The organism is Rathayibacter sp. PhB186 (genome assembly GCF_003751825.1).
Taxonomy (GTDB): Bacteria; Actinomycetota; Actinomycetes; order Actinomycetales; family Microbacteriaceae; genus Rathayibacter; species Rathayibacter festucae.
Genome location: NZ_RJKO01000001.1, coordinates 850,319 through 867,318 on the forward strand (window position 1 = coordinate 850,319; position 17,000 = coordinate 867,318).

Here is a 17,000-nt window from a genome sequence, read left to right on the forward strand (position 1 = left end):
CTCGTTCCTGATCAAGGGGGATCTTCCATGACTGCTCCGTACACGCCCGCGTCCGACCGCTACAACATCCTGGCGATCATCGGCTTCATCGCCTCGTTCTTCATCGCGATCGTGGGGATCGTCCTGGGCTTCATCGCTCTCTCGCAGATCAAGCGGACCGGAGAGAAGGGCCGCGGACTCGCGATCGCCGCCGTCGTGATCGGCTTCGTCGCGATCATCGTCTACATCGTCCTGTTCGTCACCCTGTTCTCCCTCGCAGGCATCGCGGGCACGACGAACTACTGATCCACTCCGCCCCGCCCTGCACGGCGGGGACGGCGGAGCGCTCGAGGAGGGCGACGTGAACGACGAGTCCACCGGCGATCCGGCACCGGGGTCGGTGCCGCCCCCGCCGCCGCGGTACGCGCCGCCCTCCGGAGCACCGTCCCCCGCCTCCGCTCCGCCGCCGGCGGCTGCCGGCGCCGCGTCCGGCTGGACCGGGGAGGCCGTTCCCTCCGGAGCCCCGGGCGGCCCGGAGGCCTTCGACGGCGCCGCGCATCCCGGCGCTCCCGCACCGCGCCCGCCGCTGAACGGCCTCGCCGTCGCCGCCCTGATCTGCGGCATCCTCGGGCTCGCGCCCGCCGCGATCGTCCTCGGGCACGTCGGCTTCGCGCAGGCGCGCCGCTCGGGGCAGCGCGGCCGCGGACTCGCGATCGCCGGCTTCCTCCTCGGCTACTTCGCGCTCGTGCTGCTGCTGGTCGGCGCCCTCGCCTACTCGGCCTTCGTCGGCGGACTCCGGACGGACGGCTACCTCCCGGCCTGAGCCGGTCGGCGGCCTCGTTCTAGACTTCGAGGCATGAGCGACAGCAGCCGGCCCGGGTCCGACGACCGACAGGGCCCTCCCGTCCCCCCTGCTCCCCCCGTGCCGCCGGCGCCCCCGGCCCCGCCCGTGCACTCCGGTGGCACTCCGGTGCCCCCGGCCCCGCCCGCGTACTCGGGTGGCACCCCGACGGCACCGGGACAGGGTGCCCAGGACACCCCGCCGCCCGCGTACGGGACGCCGCTCCCGCCGGCCCCGAACGCCGCGCCGCCGCAGTACGCCTACGTCCCGGCGCCCACGACGGTGCCCAAGACCCTGAGCCTCACCGGCATGATCCTCGGCATCGTGGGCCTGGTGATCTCGATCTTCGGCTGGGGCTTCGGCTTCATCCTGTCCGCGCCCGCGATCGTGCTCGGCTTCCTCGGCCGCCGTCGCGAGCCGGGAGCACGCGGCTTCGCGCTGACCGCGATCATCACCGGCATCGCCGGCGTCGTGGTCTCGCTGATCTACCTCGCCGTCACGATCGTGATCTTCGTGGTCGCCCTCGACGCGGCGACCTCCTCCTCCGGCTACTAGGCGCCGGCCCCCGGTCTCACACGACGCGCTCGGCGAGCAGGGCGCGGTGGCGCCCCTGGATCCTGGTGAGGATCAGGACGGCGCTGCCCCGCCCGGCCAGGCCGAGCTTCCTGCGGAAGCGCGCGGGGTCGACGTCCACGCCGCGCTTCTTGATCTCCAGGACGCCGATGCCGCGGGCGCGCAGCTCGCGCGCGAGGGTGCGCTCGTCCAGGGGCAGCTCCGCGAGCACGCGGAAGCTCCGCAGGAACGGCGACGCGGAGGGCTCGTCGCCCGTGAGGTAGGCGATGCCGGGCGAGAGCATCCGCGAGCCGCTGGTGCGGGCCAGCTCGCCGAGCAGGCGCGCGCGGATGGCCGACCCGTCCGGCTCGTGCACGAACGCGCCGAGGTCGCCCACCTCCTCGTCCTCGCTGTCGGCCGGCGCGGTGAGCTCCACGGCGCCGGTCGCCGAGAGCAGGAGCGCGGACCGGCGGACGCCCGGCCGAGCGAGCGGACCGAACCACAGGCCCGTCTCGACGAGCTCGCCGTCGACCGACACCCACTGCGCCTCCGCGTCCGCGGGGATCCGCTCGCGGTCGAAGCCCGGCCCGAGCTTCACGCCCACGGGCCGCGCCTCGGCGAGGCCGAAGGCGAAGTCGAGCGAGGGGGAGTAGTCGTCGGGATCGTCGAGGCGCCGGGTCTCGCGGTGGCCGGCGGTGCGGCGGGCCGGATCGAGGTAGACGGCGTCGAAGCCGTCCAGGTCGAACGCCTCGGCGTCGCCGTGCACGGCCTGCGCGGAGGGGAACGGGGCGAGGTTGAAGCTGGCCAGGGTCGCGGTGATCTCGTCCGCGTCCACCGCGGTCACCTCGAGGTCGATGGCCGCCATCGCGAGGGCGTCGCCGCCGATGCCGCTGCCGAGGTCGGCGATGCGGGTGAGCCCGGCGGAGGAGAAGCGGCCGGCGTGCAGCGCGGCGACCCGGAGGCGGGTCGCCTGCTCGAGCCCGGCGTCCGTGAAGAGCATCGACCGGGCGAACTCGCCGAACTTCCCGGTCGCCTTCGCCCGCAGCCGCGCCTGGGTCAGCACGGCCGACACCAGGCCGGGGGAGTGGCCGGCGGAGCGGAGCGCCGCGACGGCGCGCACCAGGTCGTCCGCGCGGTAGCCGTCGAGCGAGTCGAGGAGCCGGAGGCCCTCGGGGGAGAGGAGCTCGACCAGCTCGGCGCGTTGCATCCGGCCATGCTAGGCCACGCCCTCCGCACGACGCGGCGCGCCTGCCTGGCACTCTGATTGCACGAGTGCCAGCGGAACCTCTACAGTGGAGCTAGCACTCTCGGAGCGTGTCTGCCAACGGCGGCGCTCCGCCCCCGTCGTCGTCAAGAAAGAGGTCAACCGTGTCGGTGTCCATCAAGCCGCTCGAAGATCGCATCGTCATCAAGCAGGTCGAGGCCGAGCAGGTCACTGCTTCCGGTCTCGTCATCCCCGACACCGCCAAGGAGAAGCCCCAGGAGGGCGAAGTCGTCGCCGTCGGCCCCGGCCGCATCGACGACAACGGCAACCGCGTCCCGCTCGACGTGGCCGTCGGTGACAAGGTCATCTACTCCAAGTACGGCGGAACCGAGGTCAAGTTCGGTGGGGACGACCTGCTGGTCCTCTCCGCCCGCGACGTCCTCGCGGTCGTGGTCCGCTAGAGACGGATCCCCGAAGGGCCCGGCGACGACAGTCGCCGGGCCCTTCGTCTTTCAGTGCAGTGGGCCCGGCGACGCGAGTCGCCGGGCCCTTCGTCGTGCGCCCGGTCCTCTTCGCGACCGGTGGCCTGATCCTGACGTCCGGTGACCGTTCCGGGCGGTCCGCGGGCGCCGGCCCTGCGTAGCATCGGACGGGTGCCCGCCTCCCGCCTCCCCGCCGACCCCGCCTCGCCGACGACGGGCGACGCCGCGGCCGGCGAGGGCGTCGAGGCCCTGCCCGTGAAGGGCGCCGGCGGCGCGCTGTCGTCGACCGGCCTCTGGTTCGGCTTCGCCGCCTACCTGCTCTGGGGCGCGATGCCGCTCTACTTCATCGCGATGGCCCCCGCCTCGCCGTTCGAGATCGTCGCGCTGCGCGTGCTCTTCTCGCTGGTCTTCTGCCTGCTCCTGCTCACGGTGACACGCAGCTGGCGCGGCTTCGCGGCGCTCTTCCGCGAGCCGCGGCTGCTCGGCGTGATGGCGATCGCCGGCGTGCTGATCTACATCAACTGGCAGGTCTACGTCATCGCGACGACCACCGGCCACGTGATCGAGGCGGCGCTCGGCTACTTCATGAACCCGCTCGTCACGGTGCTGCTCGGCGTGATAGTGCTGCGCGAGCGGCTGCGGCGGGCGCAGTGGATCGCGATGGCGATCAGCGCCGTCGCCGTCCTCGTGATCGCCGTCGGCTACGGCTCCTTCCCCTGGGTCTCGCTGGCGCTCGCCTTCTCCTTCGGTCTCTACGGCCTGGTGAAGAGCCGGGTCGGCGGCCGGATGGACGCGGTCAGCGGTCTCACGCTCGAGACGCTCTGGCTCACGCCGCTCGCGATCGTGCAGCTGCTGGTCGTCGGCTCGACCGTCGGGCTGACGCTGGCGACGGAGGGCACGGGGCACGCGCTCATCCTCGCCTCGGCCGGCATCGTCACCGCGGTGCCGCTGCTGCTCTTCGCGGGCGCCGCCCGGCGGCTGCCGCTCTCGATCGTCGGCTTCATCCAGTACCTGACGCCGGTGCTGCAGTTCGTCGTCGGCGCCTTCCTCCTGCACGAGGAGATGCCGCCGGAGCGCTGGATCGGCTTCGCGCTCGTCTGGGCGGCCCTGGCGATCTTCTCAGTGGACCTCGTCTTGGCCGAGCGCCGGAGGCGACGCGTGACGGCCGGACCTGCGGATCGCGTCGCGGGAGAGCGCTCCGACGACGAAAAGTAACGATCAGGTCGCGAAACGCATCTGAAACACCCCCGTATTGTTCACGGCTTCTCCGAAGGTTAGGTTGGCCGAGCGGTTGCCTCCGGCACCGCTCCCACGACAGAACCTCTCAAGGAGAAACATGCGCGTTCACGCGAAGGCCGGGACGGCCCGTACGCGATCCCTCCGGGCGACCCTGAGCGGGGTCGCCTTCCTGGGCGCCAGCGCTCTCGTCCTCGCCGGTTGCGCCAGCGGCGGCGGCGGAGACGCGGGCACCGACGGCGGCGAGTCCGGCGACCTGTCCCTGAAGATCGGCACGATCCTCCCGCAGACCGGCACCCTGGCCGTCCTCGGCCCGCCCGAGATCGCGGGCGTCGACCTCGCGGTCAAGGACATCAACGACGCCGCTGCCGGCATCACGGTCGATGTCGAGCAGAAGGACTCGGGCGACACCACGACCGACATCGCGACGCAGTCCGCGACCTCGCTCATCGCCGACGGCGCCAGCGTCGTCATCGGAGCGGCTTCGTCGGGCGTCTCGAAGACGTTCATCGACCAGGTGACCCAGGCGGGCGTCGTCCAGATCTCGCCGGCCAACACCTCGCCGGACTTCACGACCTACGACGACGACGGCTACTACTGGCGCACCGCCCCCTCGGACGTGCTCCAGGGCCGCATCCTCGGCAACAAGATCCTCGGCGACGGCAAGACCAACGTCTCGATCCTCTACATGAACGACGCGTACGGCACCGGACTCGAGTCCAACATCAAGGAGACCCTCGAGGCGGGCGGCGCGACCGTCGCGGCCGAGGAGATCTTCGAGCCGGCCTCGACCGACTTCAACTCGGCGATCACCTCGGTGCTCGCGCCGAACCCCGACGCGCTCGTCGTCATCTCGTTCGACGAGATCAAGACGATCGCGGAGCAGCTCGCGGCGAAGGGCTTCGACTTCTCGAAGCTCTACGGCACGGACGGCAACTACGGCGTCATCACCGACGCGGACACGAACGTCGACATCGCCGGCGCGCAGTTCACCAACCCCGGTGTGCAGGCGTCGGAGGAGTTCCAGTCGAACCTCCAGGCTCTCGTGAAGGAGCAGGGGAACGACGCGCTGACGGTGTTCAGCTACGCTCCCGAGTCGTACGACGCCACGGTGCTCGCCGCGCTCGCCGCGCTCAAGGGCGGCGCGACCGACGGTGCGACGATCCGCGACAACCTGCAGGACGTCTCTGACGAGGGCACGAAGTGCACCACGTTCGCGGACTGCGCCACGATGATCGCCGACGGCGAGGACATCGACTACGACGGCCTCTCCGGCCCGATCTCGTGGGACGAGAACGGCGACCCGAGCGAGGCCTCGGTGTCGATCTACAAGTACTCCACCGGCAACGTCACCTCGTTCGAGGAGACCGTCGAGGGCTCGCTGAAGTAGAACACCGCTCGCGGCTCCGGCCGTGACGCGCGAAGGGGCCCGGTCATCCGACCGGGCCCCTTCGTCGTCCCCGAGGTCTCGATACGCCGCTGCGCGGCTACTCGACCAGCATGAAGCGCCGGCTTCCCGTCCCGGTGGACCCGCGCCGATCTCGATCGGCAGGCCATCTCCATGCTGATCGAGTAGCCCTCGGAGAGGGCGTATCGAGATCCACCACCGAACGAACGTGGGTCCCCGCTCCGTCCCTCCCGGTGCCGCACGACGCAGCGAGCGCGCGCCCCCGGGGGGACGCGCGCTCGACGGCGGGGCGGTGCGGCCTCAGGAGGCGCGGAGGAGCTCCGCCTCCTGGGCCAGGCGGTAGGTCACGAACGAGCGGCTGTAGTTGCGGCGCTTGCCGCCGGTGGTCTCGGCGATGACGACCTGCGCGTAGACGCCGACGACGGACCAGCGCTCGTAGTCGCCGATCGCACCGGTGCCGAAGGTCGCGCCGAGGGCGACGGGTGCGGGGGTGTAGCTCTTCATGGGTCGGCTCCTTCGAAGACGGGGACCGCGGCGCCGGGAGGGGACGCGGAAGGGGAAGGAATCGGTGCCGAGGACCGCGGGAATCCGCCCCTGATCAGGGGGAGAGGAGTCCGGCCGGGGTGTCGGCGCCGATGTCTCTTGTCACCAAAATTACGGCACGGCGGCCGCTGTCCTGGCCCTCGGGCGGGGGGTGCCAGCGCAGAGAGAGACTCGATGTCCGTGCGGCGCCGGCGCTCACTGCCAGCGGCAGGAGTCCTTGGCGATGAAGCGGTAGAGCGCCCCGCGCACGGCGTCGGAGACACCGATCGCGACGACTCCCGACGTGCCGTCGTCGAGCGTGACGGCGACCGGGAAGAACGTGCCGCGCTTGTCCTCCGAGACGGTGTGCGTGTTGCAGTTGTTCGGCACGATCGCGAGGTCGACGCGGGTCGTGGCGGCGCCGGCGTCCATCCGCACCCCGACGGGTCAGCTGTCCTGTCCCGAGGCGGGACGGAGCAGGATCGTGCGTCCGACCGAGGCGATCGAGACGCCCCCGTCGGCCCCCGTCGGCGTCAGGGTGAGCGGCAGGTGTGCGACGGGCTGTCCGCCCTCCTGAGCCACCGTGACGGCGTCTCCGGGCACGATCGACACCACCTCCGCCACGCGCTGTGCGAGGCAGTCCTCGGCGTGGATGCGCGGCAGGCTGCCGAGCGGATCGTCCGGCGCGACCACCGCCGTCCCCGAGACCCCGCCCTGCGTGAAGGCGAGCCGCACACGGGCGTCCGCGCCGGGGTCCGCGCAGTCCGGGGGAGCGAGCTGCAGCCGGAGCGCGGTCGTCGTCCCCGGGCGCACCGTGGTCGGGCCGTCGGTGGCGGCCGGGTCGGTGAAGGCGGGGGAGTCGAGCCGCGCCTCCCAGACGTCCAGGGGCTCGTCGGCGGTGTTGGTCACCAGGACCTCGAGCCGGCGGGGACCGTAGTCGTCGCGGTTCTGCTGCACGCCGACGGAGACGCCCGCCGGCAGCTCCGAGACCGGCCCGGGTGCGCAGCCGGAGAGGAGCCCTGCCGCGAGCGCGACGACGACCAGAGCGGCGCTGCGGCGCATCCGGTCCTCCTCCTCGACGACGACGGGCCCGCCCCCGCCTCTCGGCGGGTGACGGGCCCGAGGGTGCGGCGCCCTCAGCCGCCGACGGTGGGCGTGCTCGTGGTGACCTCGTTGGTCGTCGCGAGCGTGCCGAGGTAGAGCTCGATCACCTTCGGATCGTTCATCAGCTCGCGGCCGGGACCCTCGTAGGCGTCGCGGCCCTGGTCGAGCACGTAGCCGCGGTCGCAGATCTGCAGCGCGCGGCGGGCGTTCTGCTCGACGATCATGATCGAGACGCCGGCGCGGTTGATCCGCTGGACGTTGACGAAGGTCTCGTCCTGGCGCATCGGCGAGAGACCTGCGCTCGGCTCGTCGAGCAGCAGCATCGACGGGTCCATCATCAGGGCCCGCGACATCGCGACCATCTGGCGCTCACCGCCCGAGAGCGAGCCGGAGCGCTGCTTGAGGCGCTTGGTCAGCTCCGGGAAGAGCTCCGTCACGAACTCGAGGCGGTCCTTGAACATCTTCGGCTTCTGGTACATGCCCATCTCGAGGTTCTCCTCGATGGTGAGCGACGGGAAGACGTTGTTGTTCTGCGGCACGAAGCCGACGCCCTTGGAGACCAGCTTGTCGGCCTTGAAGCCGGTGATGTCCTCGCCGTTGAGCAGGACCGTGCCCTGGCGGATGTTCACCAGCCCGAACATCGCCTTGAGCAGCGTCGACTTGCCGGCTCCGTTGGGGCCGATGATGCCGACGAGCTCGCCCTTCTTCACGTAGACGTTCGACCCGTTCAGGATGTTGACTCCCGGCACGTACCCCGCGTGGAGGTCGTGCGTCTCGAGCGTGTTCTGGGTCACTTCTCGTCCTTTCCGAAGTCGACGGCGGGCGCGTCGGTGGTCGGCGCGATGCTCGTCGGTGCGCCGTCCGCGGGGGCGGCCGTCGCGGGGGCGTCGTCCGCGGTGGAGGCGGTCGCGGTGGAGGCCGTCGCGGTGGAGGCCGCAGGGGTCGCCGCGGCGGCGTGCTCGCCGCCCGTGTGGTGCACGTCGACGCCGGCCGCCTCGGCCCGCTTCTCGACGTCCTCGCGGACGAGGTCCGAGTCCATCTCCTCCGCCACCTCGAGCTGGCCCTCGATCGTGCCGAGGTCGGTGTCGTGGTGCGCGCCGAGGTAGGCGTCGATGACCGCGGGGTCGTTCATCACCGTCGAGGGCGGTCCCTCGGCGACGACCTTGCCCTCGGCCATCACGATGACCCAGTCGGCGATCGTGTTGACCATGTGCATGTCGTGCTCGACGAAGAGCACGGTCATGCCCTCGTCCTTGAGGTTCACGATGTGGCCCAGCAGCGACTGCGTCAGCGCCGGGTTCACGCCGGCCATCGGCTCGTCGAGCATGACCAGCTCGGGCTCCGACATCAGGGCGCGCGCCATCTCCAGCAGCTTCTTCTGGCCGCCCGAGAGGCTGGACGCGTAGTCGTCCTTCTTGGTGTCGAGCTTGAACTTCTCCAGCAGCCGGATCGCGCGGGTCTCGATCGACTCCTCCTCCTTCGACCACAGCGGCCGGATGAGCGAGGTGAGGATGTTCTCGCCCTTCTGCCCCTTGGCGCCGAGGAGCATGTTCTCGAGCACCGTCATGCCGCCGAGGGCCTTGGTGAGCTGGAAGGTGCGCACCATGCCCATCCGGGACACCTTGTAGGCGGGGACGTTCGCGAGGTTCTTGCCCTTGAAGTTCCAGCGCCCGGTGTTGGGCTTGTCGAAGCCCGTCAGCAGGTTGAAGAACGTGGTCTTGCCGGCGCCGTTCGGGCCGATCAGGGCGGTGATCGAGCCGCGCGGGATCTCGACGTGGGCGACGTCGACCGCGGTCAGGCCGCCGAAGCGGCGGCTGACGCCGTCGGCGACGAGGATGGGGTCCTTCTTGACGACCCCGGGGACGATTTCCTGCTCGGTGATGTCCGAGACCGGCGTTTTAGGCAAAGTGCAGATCCTTCTTCTTGCCGAAGATGCCCTGGGGTCTGAAGATCACCAGGAGCATGAGGGCCACACCCACCACGATGAACCGGATCGGTCCGGTCTGCACCGTGGTGAGCTTGATGAGGTCGTTGTTGAGGACCCCGGTGTCGATCCCGAGCGTGAGCAGTCCGTCGGTCAGACCGAGGACGACCCAGAAGACGATCGAGCCGACGACCGGCCCGAAGACCGTCGCGGCACCGCCCAGCAGCATGATCGTGTAGAGGAAGAACGTCAGCTGGGTGCCGTAGTTGTCGGGCTGCAGCGAGCGCGGCAGGATGAACAGCGCTCCGGCCAGGCCGCCCAGCACGCCGCCGAGGATCAGCGCCTGGATCTTGTAGGAGAAGACGTTCTTGCCGAGCGAGCGCACGGCGTCCTCGTCCTCGCGGATGCCCTTGATGACGCGGCCCCAGGGGCTGCGCATCAGGAGGAAGACCAGCAGGCAGGCCAGGAGCACGAGGCCCCAGCCGACGATGCGCACCCACCACTGGTCCTGGTTGTAGGTGAGGATCCCGATCCCGAAGCGCCCCTCCGGCAGCGGGTTGAGGTCGTTGAACGCCTTCGCCGCGCCGTTGATGCCCTCCGAGCCGCCGGTCACCGCCGAGAACTCGGGTGTCTTGACCGAGAGCCGGACGATCTCGGCCGCCGCGATCGTGACGATCGAGAGGTAGTCCGCCCGCAGTCTCAGCGTCGGGATGCCGAGGATGAGGGCGAAGAGGGTCGCCGCGACGATCGTCGCGAGCAGGGAGCCCCAGACGGGCCATTCGAACTTGACCGAGGTGATGGCGAAGGCGTAGCCGCCCACCGCCATGAAGCCGGCCTGGCCGAAGTTGAGGAGGCCGGTGAATCCGAAGTGGATGACCAGGCCGATGGTCGCGAGCGCGTAGGCGGCGACGGTGGGATCGACGATCTGCCCGATCGCCAGCCAGATGAAGTTGAGGTTCATGGTGTCAGCCGATCCGTTCCTTGCGACCGAGGATGCCCTGCGGTCTGACCAGCAGGATGATGATCATGAGGACGAGCGGAGCCACGTACTTGAGGTTCTCCGGGATCCAGATCGTCGAGATGTTCATCATCAGGCCGATGATGAGCGAGCCGACCAGCGCTCCGTAGGCGGAGCCGAGTCCGCCGAGCGTGATCGCCGCGAAGATCAGCAGCAGGATCGACGCTCCGGTGTCCCAGCGCAGCGACTGGTAGTAGCCGATGTAGACGCCGGCCAGCGCGGCGAGGGCTCCGGAGAGCACCCAGACCACGCGGATGACGCGCTCGACGTTGATGCCGGAGGCGGAGGCGAGGGCCCGGTTGTCGGACACCGCGCGCATCGCCTTGCCGATCTTGGTCTTCGTGAGCAGCAGGGCGACACCGACGATGCAGACGATGCCGACGGCTGCGCCGACGAGGTCGGTGAACTTGAGGCTGATGCCGAGCGCCGGGACCGTGAAGAACGGCGCCGTGCTGTTCGGCAGCGAGAGGCGGTCCGCGCCGAAGAAGAAGACGAAGGTGTAGCGCAGCGCGAGCGACAGGCCGATGGTCACGATCATCAGCGGGATCAGCTGGATGTTCCTCTTGCGCAGCGGCTTCCAGAGCAGTCCGTCCTGCGCGAAGCCGAACGCCCCGCCGAGGATCACCGCGATCGGGATCGCCAGCAGCGCCGGCAGCCCGAAGACGCCGGAGAAGAGGTACGCCATCAGCGCACCGAAGGTGACCAGCTCGCCGTGGGCGAAGTTGTTCAGCCCGGTGACGCCGTAGATCAGCGAGGCGCCGATCGCCGCGAGGGCGATCAGGAGTCCGAAGATCAGGCCGGTGACGACCTTGGGCCAGAAGATGATCCAGAAGGTGTCTGCCGAGACCGGCTGGTTCACCGCGTTCGAGGTCCCGTCGGGGTTCGTCGCGTCGTTGCCCGTGGTGCCCTCGGTGGCGGGGCTCGTGGGGGCGGCGGAGTCGGTCGGGACCGGAGCGCTCGCGCCCGTGCCGATCGGGTTGGCCGTCGAGACGATGAAGTTCACGATCTGGTTCTGCGAGGAGACGATCGTCACCTGCTTCGGGTTCTGACCCGCTGCCGGATAGCCCTTGTCGGCGGGGAGCGTCTCCTCGTCGACCGTCACGCTGAAGGTGCCGGCCTCCTCGAGCGGGAAGACGGCGCGGCCGTCGTCGCCCGTGGTGAGGGTCGCGGTGGCGTCGCCGCCGAGCTCGACGGTCACCCCCACCAGGTTCTCGTTCGTGCCCTGCACGCGGACCCAGGCGATGATCGACTGGTCGGCCGTGGTCTCGGCGGTCGCAGCGGGTGCTGCAGCGGCGACGCCGGTCAGGGTCGCGGCGAGCAGGCCGAGTGCGACCAGGCCGTCGCGGAGCGTGCGGAGTGTGGGGAGCCGCCTAGGCACGGGGAGCCTCCCGGTCCGTCGGATGCAGGGTCGTCGCGCGCTTGTGGCGCGTCGAACGGCTGGCTGTGAGCAAGACGTCTACCTCTCGTCAGGGTGCACAGACGGATGGGGTCCTCGGGCGCGCCCGGATCGCCGTCGTCAAACAACGTTGGTTGACCATACGTTCCGCATGTGTCGGCGGTGTTTCCCCACCTGCACTACTGCGTGACGACATTATGCGGGGCGGAGAGCGCTCCCGTGTCCCCCGCACGGGTCGCGAGCGCGCCCGGAGCACATCCGAGGGACGTCCGGGCAGGAATACCGGGCGCGTCGCCGCGCTTAAGATTGAGCATCCGGGACACCCGTGACCGGATGCGCGACCTCCACCACCGGGCCACCCGCACGACCTGCTAAGGGGCATTGATGGACCAGCCGGATCCCTTCGGATTCCTCGGACTCACCTACGACGACGTCATGCTCCTCCCCGGGCACACCGACGTCATCCCGAGCGAGGCCGACACGGCCTCCCGGCTCACCAAGCGCATCACGGTCGCGACCCCGCTGCTCTCGGCGGCGATGGACACCGTCACCGAGTCGCGGATGGCGATCGCCATGGCCCGTCAGGGCGGGCTCGGGATCCTGCACCGCAACCTCTCGATCGCCGATCAGGCCGACCAGGTCGACCGCGTCAAGCGCAGCGAGTCGGGCATGGTGTCGAACCCCGTCACCACCACCCCCGACGCGACGGTCGCGCAGGTCGACGACCTCTGCGGGCAGTACCGGATCAGCGGCCTCCCCGTCGTCGACGCGAGCGGCGTCCTCGTCGGCATCATCACCAACCGCGACATGCGCTTCGTCTCGCCGTTCGAGAAGGCGTCCACCCTCGTCCGCGACGTGATGACGAGCGCCGGCCTGATCACCGGCCGCGTCGGCATCCCCGACAGCGAGGTGATCGCGCTCTTCGCGCAGCACAAGATCGAGAAGCTGCCCCTCGTCGACGCGCAGGGCAAGCTCGCCGGACTCATCACGGTCAAGGACTTCGACAAGTCCGAGCAGTACCCGAACGCGACCAAGGACGAGGAGGGTCGCCTGCGCGTCGGCGCCGCCATCGGCTTCTTCGGCGACGCCTGGCAGCGCGCCACCGCGCTCCTCGACGCCGGGGTCGACGTCCTCGTCGTCGACACCGCGAACGGGGACTCCGCCGGGGTCCTCGAGATCATCCGCCGCCTCAAGGCCGACCCGGCCTTCGCCGGCGTCGACGTCATCGGCGGCAACGTGGCCACCCGCTCCGGCGCCCAGGCGCTCGTCGACGCGGGCGCCGACGCCATCAAGGTCGGAGTCGGCCCCGGATCCATCTGCACCACCCGCGTCGTCGCCGGCGTCGGCGTGCCGCAGGTGACCGCCGTCTACGAGGCGTCGCTCGCCGCCCGCGAGTCGGGCGTTCCCGTGATCGCCGACGGCGGACTGCAGTACTCCGGCGACATCGCGAAGGCGCTCGTCGCCGGCGCCGACACCGTCATGCTCGGCTCGCTCCTCGCGGGCTGCGAGGAGAGCCCCGGCGACCTCGTCTTCCAGAACGGCAAGCAGTTCAAGACCTACCGCGGCATGGGGTCGCTCGGCGCGCTGCAGACCCGCGGCGAGCGGACCTCCTACTCGAAGGACCGCTACTTCCAGTCCGACGTCCCCACCGACGACAAGCTGATCGCGGAGGGCATCGAGGGCCAGGTGCCGTACCGCGGGCCGCTCGCGAATGTGGCGTACCAGCTGGCGGGCGGGCTGCGGCAGTCGATGTTCTACGTGGGGGCGCGGACGATCTCGGAGCTGAAGCAGCGCGGGAAGTTCGTGCGGATCACGGCGGCGGGGCTCAAGGAGTCGCACCCGCATGATGTGCAGATGGTGGTGGAGGCGCCGAACTACCGGCGCTGAGGCTGATGCTGGGGCTCTGGGTGGGGGTCGGCGTCGGGTCGTGAGGGCGGCCCCTCTGCCCGATGGGCCTTCGGCCCATACGCCCACCACGCCGGAGGGGCCGCCCTCACGACCCGACGCCTCCCACTCGGGGCACGCGGACGTGTGTGAGACCGAGGGACGCAGCGCGAGCGGCGCTGGCGCGCCGCCGCGACTGCGCCGGCTGTCGGCAGCGCGAGCGGGCTGCGCCCGCCGCGACTGCCCCCCCAGACACGCTCGGCAGCAGGGTGGGAGCGCTATCCGGTGATCCGCGTGTCAGCGGATCGGCGTGCGCGGAAGTAGGACGCTCTGCGGGACGCGACCACCTGCCTGAGCCGACTGCGGCCGTGCAACGAGCGGAGCGAGGCGCACGGCACGGGAAGCACCGCCCGCCGATCCGCGTGCCAGCGGATCGGCGTGCGCGGACGCGAGACGCTCCATGGGACGTGACCGCCTGCTCGAGCCGACTGCGGGCGACAGACGAGCGGAGTGCTGAGCGGAGCGAGGCGCGGAGCGAGGATGGAGCCACAGGTAAACTGCCGCTCATGGAGATCGAGATCGGGCGCGCCAAGCGCGCCCGCCGCGCGTACGCCTTCGACGACATCGCGGTGGTCCCGAGCCGCCGGACCCGCGACCCGGAGGTGGTCTCGGTGAAGTGGGCGATCGACGCGTACCAGTTCAGCACTCCGATCCTCGCGGCGCCGATGGACTCGGTGGTCTCGCCGGCGACGGCGATCACGCTGGGCCGGCTGGGGGCGCTGGGCGTCCTCGACCTCGAGGGGCTGTGGACGCGCTACGAGGACCCGGAGCCGCTGCTGGCGGAGATCCGGGAGCTGCCGGCGGAGCGGGCGACGCAGCGCATGCAGGAGATCTACTCGGAGCCGGTGAAGCCGGAGCTGGTGACGGCGCGGCTCGCGGAGATCCGCGCGGCCGGCGTGACGGTCGCGGGTGCGCTGTCGCCGCAGCGCACCGCCGAGCTGTACCAGACGGTGGTCGACGCGGGGGTCGACGTGTTCGTCATCCGCGGCACGACCGTGTCGGCCGAGCACGTCTCGCGGGACACCGAGCCGCTCAACCTCAAGAAGTTCATCTACGAGCTCGACGTGCCGGTCATCGTCGGCGGCGCCTCGACCTACACGGCCGCCCTGCACCTGATGCGCACGGGCGCCGCGGGCGTCCTCGTCGGCTTCGGCGGCGGCGCCGCCTCGACCACCCGCGCGACGCTGGGCATCCAGGCGCCGATGGCCACCGCGGTCGCCGACGTCGCCGGCGCTCGCCGCGACTACCTCGACGAGTCCGGCGGACGCTACGTGCACGTCATCGCGGACGGCGGCCTCGGCACCTCCGGCGACATCGTGAAGGCCGTCGCGGTCGGCGCCGACGCCGTGATGCTCGGCTCCGCGCTCGCCCGCGCCACCGACGCGCCCGGCGGCGGCTGGCACTGGGGTGCCGAGGCGCACCACCAGCAGCTCCCGCGCGGTCGCCGCGTCCAGGTCGGCACCGTCGGCACGCTCGAGCAGGTCCTCTACGGCCCCGCGACCGACGCGAACGGCACCGCCAACCTGATCGGCGCCCTGCGGCGCTCGATGGCGACCACCGGCTACTCCGATCTCAAGGAGTTCCAGCGCGTCGAGGTCGTCGTCGCCCCGTACCAGCCCAGCTAGCCGGCACTCCGGTCGAGGCGTCCCCGAACGGTCGAGACGTCCCGCAGCAGCGGGACGCTTCGACCGTTCGAGGCCGTCTCGGTGGGGCGCACTCCGGCGCGCGCAAGGGCGGCGAGCATCGGGCGCGCGGCGTAGGCGTCCTGCCAGCGCCAGCGGACGACGCCGCTGACGAGAGCGCGGAGGCGGTCCTCCCGGCGCTTCTCGTCGAGCAGCGCCCGCTCGGGGCTGCGCCCGCGGAGGAACCGCGGATCCGTGTACTTGTGCGCCCGTCGGCCTCGCCGATGACGCCGGCGTCCTCGAAGAAGAAGTCGACCGGGCCGATCAGGCCCTCGTCGTCGTGGAACGGCCGCTGGAGCACAGGACGGGGGAGCCCCGCCTGGTGCATCGCGACCCGGCTGATCGACTCCAAGGGCGAGTCGGCGCGCTCGTCGGCGAAGTCGATCGCCCGCGCCGCCGCCGCACGGCCGCGGGCCCCGCCGGGAAGGACGGCGAGGCGCTCCCTCAGCTCCTCCAGCTCGAGAAGGTGCTCGCCGTGGCTGCCGCGCATCCGCAGGGCGTGGTCCGCCGCGGTGACGGCGCGCCGGAAGGAGGAGAAGCGGCAGAGGTCGAGCACGGTCTGCGCGAGATCGGAGATCGTCAGCCCGTCGACGACCACCACCGAATCGGATGACACGCCGCGGTGCTCGGCGACGCGGTTGCGCGATCGGCTGCCGACCGCCGGCGACGCCGCGACGTGCACGGTCTCCTCGAGCGGCTCGACCAGGGGGAGGCCCCAGACAGCGGCGGCGGATTCACGGAGGAAGACGGGCCGGCCCCACGTCGCGGCGACCGCGTCGATGCGGGCGCGGTGGCGCGCGTCGACCGAGGCGCCCGCCCACTCCGCCGCGCGCACGTGGACCCCGCGACGGAGGCGGACGAACTCCGCCGACCTCCCGCAGGCCCCTCCCCGGAACAGCTCCACCCGTGTCATCCCGGAACCCTCCCACTCCGGGTGCCCTCATCGGCCGACCTCTCCCCACCTCTGGTGACGGCGCGCGACGCCCTGTGGAGAGCGAGGCGTCCCACTGTGGTCGAGACGTCCTGCTGCGGGTGGACGTCTCGACCGTTCGGGGACGCCTCGGCGGCGGCGACCGGTGGCCGGTGGCCGGGTCCTCCGTGGGCGAACGCGGGTCGGGGGTGGGCGGTGGCCGCCTAAACTGGGGGGATTCCCGACGTCGGAGCGCTGCGAGGCGCGGATGGAGCACGCATGGTCGAGGTCCGCAGGGTCAAGCTGCCCGGTGTCGGTGTCCTGCACACCTTCCTCACCGCCGACGGCGGCAAGGTCGGCGTGATCGCCCACCGCTCGGGTCACAGCGACCTGATCACCTTCGCCGAGGGCGACCAGGACGGCGCGAAGGTCTCGCTCCGCCTCAGCGACGACGAGGCGCACACCCTCGCCGAGCTGCTCGGCGGCACCCAGATCACCGAGTCGCTCACCGCACTCGACCAGATCCCCGGGCTCTCGATCGACTGGTTCACCGTCGACTACGACGACCACATCGCGGGCCAGCAGCTGGGCAAGCCCGCCGACCGCGGCATCGTCGGCCTCACCGTCGTCGCCGTCGTGCGCGGTGACGCCGCGAACCCCGCTCCCGCCCCCGACTTCCGGGTGTTCCCGGGCGACACGCTCGTCGTCGCAGGCAGCCCCGAGAAGGTCGCCAAGGCCTTCGCCTTCTTCCGCTCCGGCGTCTTCGCCAAGGCTCCCGAGACGCCGCCCGGAGCCTGA

Annotated in this window: 18 protein-coding genes; 10 read left to right on the forward strand and 8 right to left on the reverse strand. The window is 71.1% G+C overall.

The features are described from left to right. Positions 1-27: 27 nt before the first annotated feature. Genes EDF45_RS04025 through EDF45_RS21165 form a run of 3 tightly spaced genes read left to right on the forward strand, consistent with a single transcriptional unit; the run spans position 28 to position 1,375 of the window. The gene (locus EDF45_RS04025; RefSeq protein ID WP_123735045.1) at positions 28-285 is read left to right on the forward strand and encodes a DUF4190 domain-containing protein; all 258 of its coding nucleotides are present in this window, start codon (positions 28-30) and stop codon (positions 283-285) included. A 55-nt stretch (positions 286-340) separates the two neighbouring features. After that, positions 341-802, forward strand: a complete 462-nt coding sequence (locus EDF45_RS04030) for a DUF4190 domain-containing protein (protein ID WP_123735046.1) — start codon at positions 341-343, stop codon at positions 800-802. Between the two features lie 33 nt (positions 803-835). Next, positions 836-1,375 carry a DUF4190 domain-containing protein gene (locus EDF45_RS21165; RefSeq protein WP_185020079.1) on the forward strand — a complete coding sequence of 180 codons (540 nt, stop codon included), beginning with the start codon at positions 836-838 and terminating at the stop codon, positions 1,373-1,375. Between the two features lie 16 nt (positions 1,376-1,391). Here the strand turns inward: EDF45_RS21165 and EDF45_RS04045 are convergent, their stop codons facing one another. Next, the gene (locus EDF45_RS04045; RefSeq protein ID WP_123735048.1) at positions 1,392-2,579 is read right to left on the reverse strand and encodes a class I SAM-dependent methyltransferase; all 1,188 of its coding nucleotides are present in this window, start codon (positions 2,577-2,579) and stop codon (positions 1,392-1,394) included. 161 nt (positions 2,580-2,740) lie between these two features. On the opposite strand from EDF45_RS04045, the gene groES reads away from it, so the two are divergent. From groES to EDF45_RS04060, 3 genes are all read left to right on the forward strand, one after another. Next, positions 2,741-3,037 carry a co-chaperone GroES gene (gene groES / locus EDF45_RS04050; protein ID WP_068251574.1) on the forward strand — a complete coding sequence of 99 codons (297 nt, stop codon included), beginning with the start codon at positions 2,741-2,743 and terminating at the stop codon, positions 3,035-3,037. Positions 3,038-3,313: 276 nt separating this feature from the next. Further along, positions 3,314-4,273, forward strand: coding sequence for an EamA family transporter RarD (gene rarD, locus EDF45_RS04055; RefSeq protein ID WP_397460038.1), 960 nt, complete (start codon positions 3,314-3,316; stop codon positions 4,271-4,273). Between the two features lie 121 nt (positions 4,274-4,394). Then, entirely contained in the window at positions 4,395-5,684 is a 1,290-nt protein-coding gene (locus tag EDF45_RS04060) for an ABC transporter substrate-binding protein (RefSeq protein WP_123735049.1), read from the forward strand. A 318-nt stretch (positions 5,685-6,002) separates the two neighbouring features. Here EDF45_RS04060 and EDF45_RS04065 read toward each other — a convergent pair whose 3' ends face one another. From EDF45_RS04065 to EDF45_RS04095, 7 genes are all read right to left on the reverse strand, one after another. Beyond that, positions 6,003-6,206 (reverse strand): hypothetical protein, encoded by a 204-nt coding sequence (locus tag EDF45_RS04065; RefSeq protein WP_123445088.1) that lies wholly within the window; start codon positions 6,204-6,206, stop codon positions 6,003-6,005. A gap of 234 nt (positions 6,207-6,440) precedes the next feature. Further along, positions 6,441-6,656: a hypothetical protein gene (locus EDF45_RS04070; RefSeq protein ID WP_123735050.1), complete on the reverse strand. Its 216-nt coding sequence runs from the start codon at positions 6,654-6,656 to the stop codon at positions 6,441-6,443. 15 nt (positions 6,657-6,671) lie between these two features. Continuing rightward, on the reverse strand, positions 6,672-7,286 hold the full coding sequence (locus tag EDF45_RS04075; RefSeq protein ID WP_123735051.1) for a hypothetical protein: 615 nt from the start codon (positions 7,284-7,286) through the stop codon (positions 6,672-6,674). 74 nt (positions 7,287-7,360) lie between these two features. After that, entirely contained in the window at positions 7,361-8,122 is a 762-nt protein-coding gene (locus EDF45_RS04080) for an ABC transporter ATP-binding protein (protein ID WP_123445090.1), read from the reverse strand. Continuing rightward, positions 8,119-9,234: an ABC transporter ATP-binding protein gene (locus tag EDF45_RS04085; protein WP_123735052.1), complete on the reverse strand. Its 1,116-nt coding sequence runs from the start codon at positions 9,232-9,234 to the stop codon at positions 8,119-8,121. The genes EDF45_RS04080 and EDF45_RS04085 overlap by 4 nt, the downstream gene beginning before the upstream one ends. After that, a complete protein-coding gene (locus EDF45_RS04090) occupies positions 9,227-10,213 on the reverse strand; it encodes a branched-chain amino acid ABC transporter permease (protein ID WP_123735053.1) in 987 nt (328 codons plus the stop codon). Before EDF45_RS04090 ends, EDF45_RS04085 begins: the two co-directional genes overlap by 8 nt. 4 nt (positions 10,214-10,217) lie before the next feature. After that, on the reverse strand, positions 10,218-11,648 hold the full coding sequence (locus EDF45_RS04095; protein ID WP_243582580.1) for a branched-chain amino acid ABC transporter permease: 1,431 nt from the start codon (positions 11,646-11,648) through the stop codon (positions 10,218-10,220). A gap of 402 nt (positions 11,649-12,050) precedes the next feature. Between EDF45_RS04095 and guaB the strand changes: the two genes are divergently transcribed. The 4 genes from guaB (at position 12,051) to EDF45_RS04115 (ending at position 17,000) form a co-directional block, all read left to right on the forward strand. Then, complete coding sequence (gene guaB / locus EDF45_RS04100) at positions 12,051-13,553, forward strand: IMP dehydrogenase (RefSeq protein ID WP_123735054.1); 1,503 nt, start codon at positions 12,051-12,053, stop codon at positions 13,551-13,553. A 563-nt stretch (positions 13,554-14,116) separates the two neighbouring features. Beyond that, complete coding sequence (locus tag EDF45_RS04105; RefSeq protein ID WP_123733534.1) at positions 14,117-15,235, forward strand: GuaB3 family IMP dehydrogenase-related protein; 1,119 nt, start codon at positions 14,117-14,119, stop codon at positions 15,233-15,235. Positions 15,236-15,614: 379 nt separating this feature from the next. Continuing rightward, complete coding sequence (locus EDF45_RS20965) at positions 15,615-15,905, forward strand: hypothetical protein (RefSeq protein WP_148060215.1); 291 nt, start codon at positions 15,615-15,617, stop codon at positions 15,903-15,905. A gap of 576 nt (positions 15,906-16,481) precedes the next feature. Next, entirely contained in the window at positions 16,482-17,000 is a 519-nt protein-coding gene (locus EDF45_RS04115) for a cation:proton antiporter regulatory subunit (RefSeq protein WP_123445096.1), read from the forward strand.

What these genes read in the sequence shown, in the direction of transcription:
- EDF45_RS04025 (WP_123735045.1), top strand. Translation starts at nt 28, where the DNA reads ATGACTGCTCCGTACACGCCCGCGTCCGACCGCTACAACATCCTGGCG.
- EDF45_RS21165 (WP_185020079.1), top strand. Translation starts at nt 836, where the DNA reads ATGAGCGACAGCAGCCGGCCCGGGTCCGACGACCGACAGGGCCCTCCC.
- EDF45_RS04045 (WP_123735048.1), bottom strand. Translation starts at nt 2,579, where the DNA reads ATGCAACGCGCCGAGCTGGTCGAGCTCCTCTCCCCCGAGGGCCTCCGG.
- EDF45_RS04060 (WP_123735049.1), top strand. Translation starts at nt 4,395, where the DNA reads ATGCGCGTTCACGCGAAGGCCGGGACGGCCCGTACGCGATCCCTCCGG.
- EDF45_RS04065 (WP_123445088.1), bottom strand. Translation starts at nt 6,206, where the DNA reads ATGAAGAGCTACACCCCCGCACCCGTCGCCCTCGGCGCGACCTTCGGC.
- EDF45_RS04070 (WP_123735050.1), bottom strand. Translation starts at nt 6,656, where the DNA reads ATGGACGCCGGCGCCGCCACGACCCGCGTCGACCTCGCGATCGTGCCG.
- EDF45_RS04075 (WP_123735051.1), bottom strand. Translation starts at nt 7,286, where the DNA reads ATGCGCCGCAGCGCCGCTCTGGTCGTCGTCGCGCTCGCGGCAGGGCTC.
- EDF45_RS04090 (WP_123735053.1), bottom strand. Translation starts at nt 10,213, where the DNA reads ATGAACCTCAACTTCATCTGGCTGGCGATCGGGCAGATCGTCGATCCC.
- guaB (WP_123735054.1), top strand. Translation starts at nt 12,051, where the DNA reads ATGGACCAGCCGGATCCCTTCGGATTCCTCGGACTCACCTACGACGAC.
- EDF45_RS04105 (WP_123733534.1), top strand. Translation starts at nt 14,117, where the DNA reads ATGGAGATCGAGATCGGGCGCGCCAAGCGCGCCCGCCGCGCGTACGCC.
- EDF45_RS04115 (WP_123445096.1), top strand. Translation starts at nt 16,482, where the DNA reads ATGGTCGAGGTCCGCAGGGTCAAGCTGCCCGGTGTCGGTGTCCTGCAC.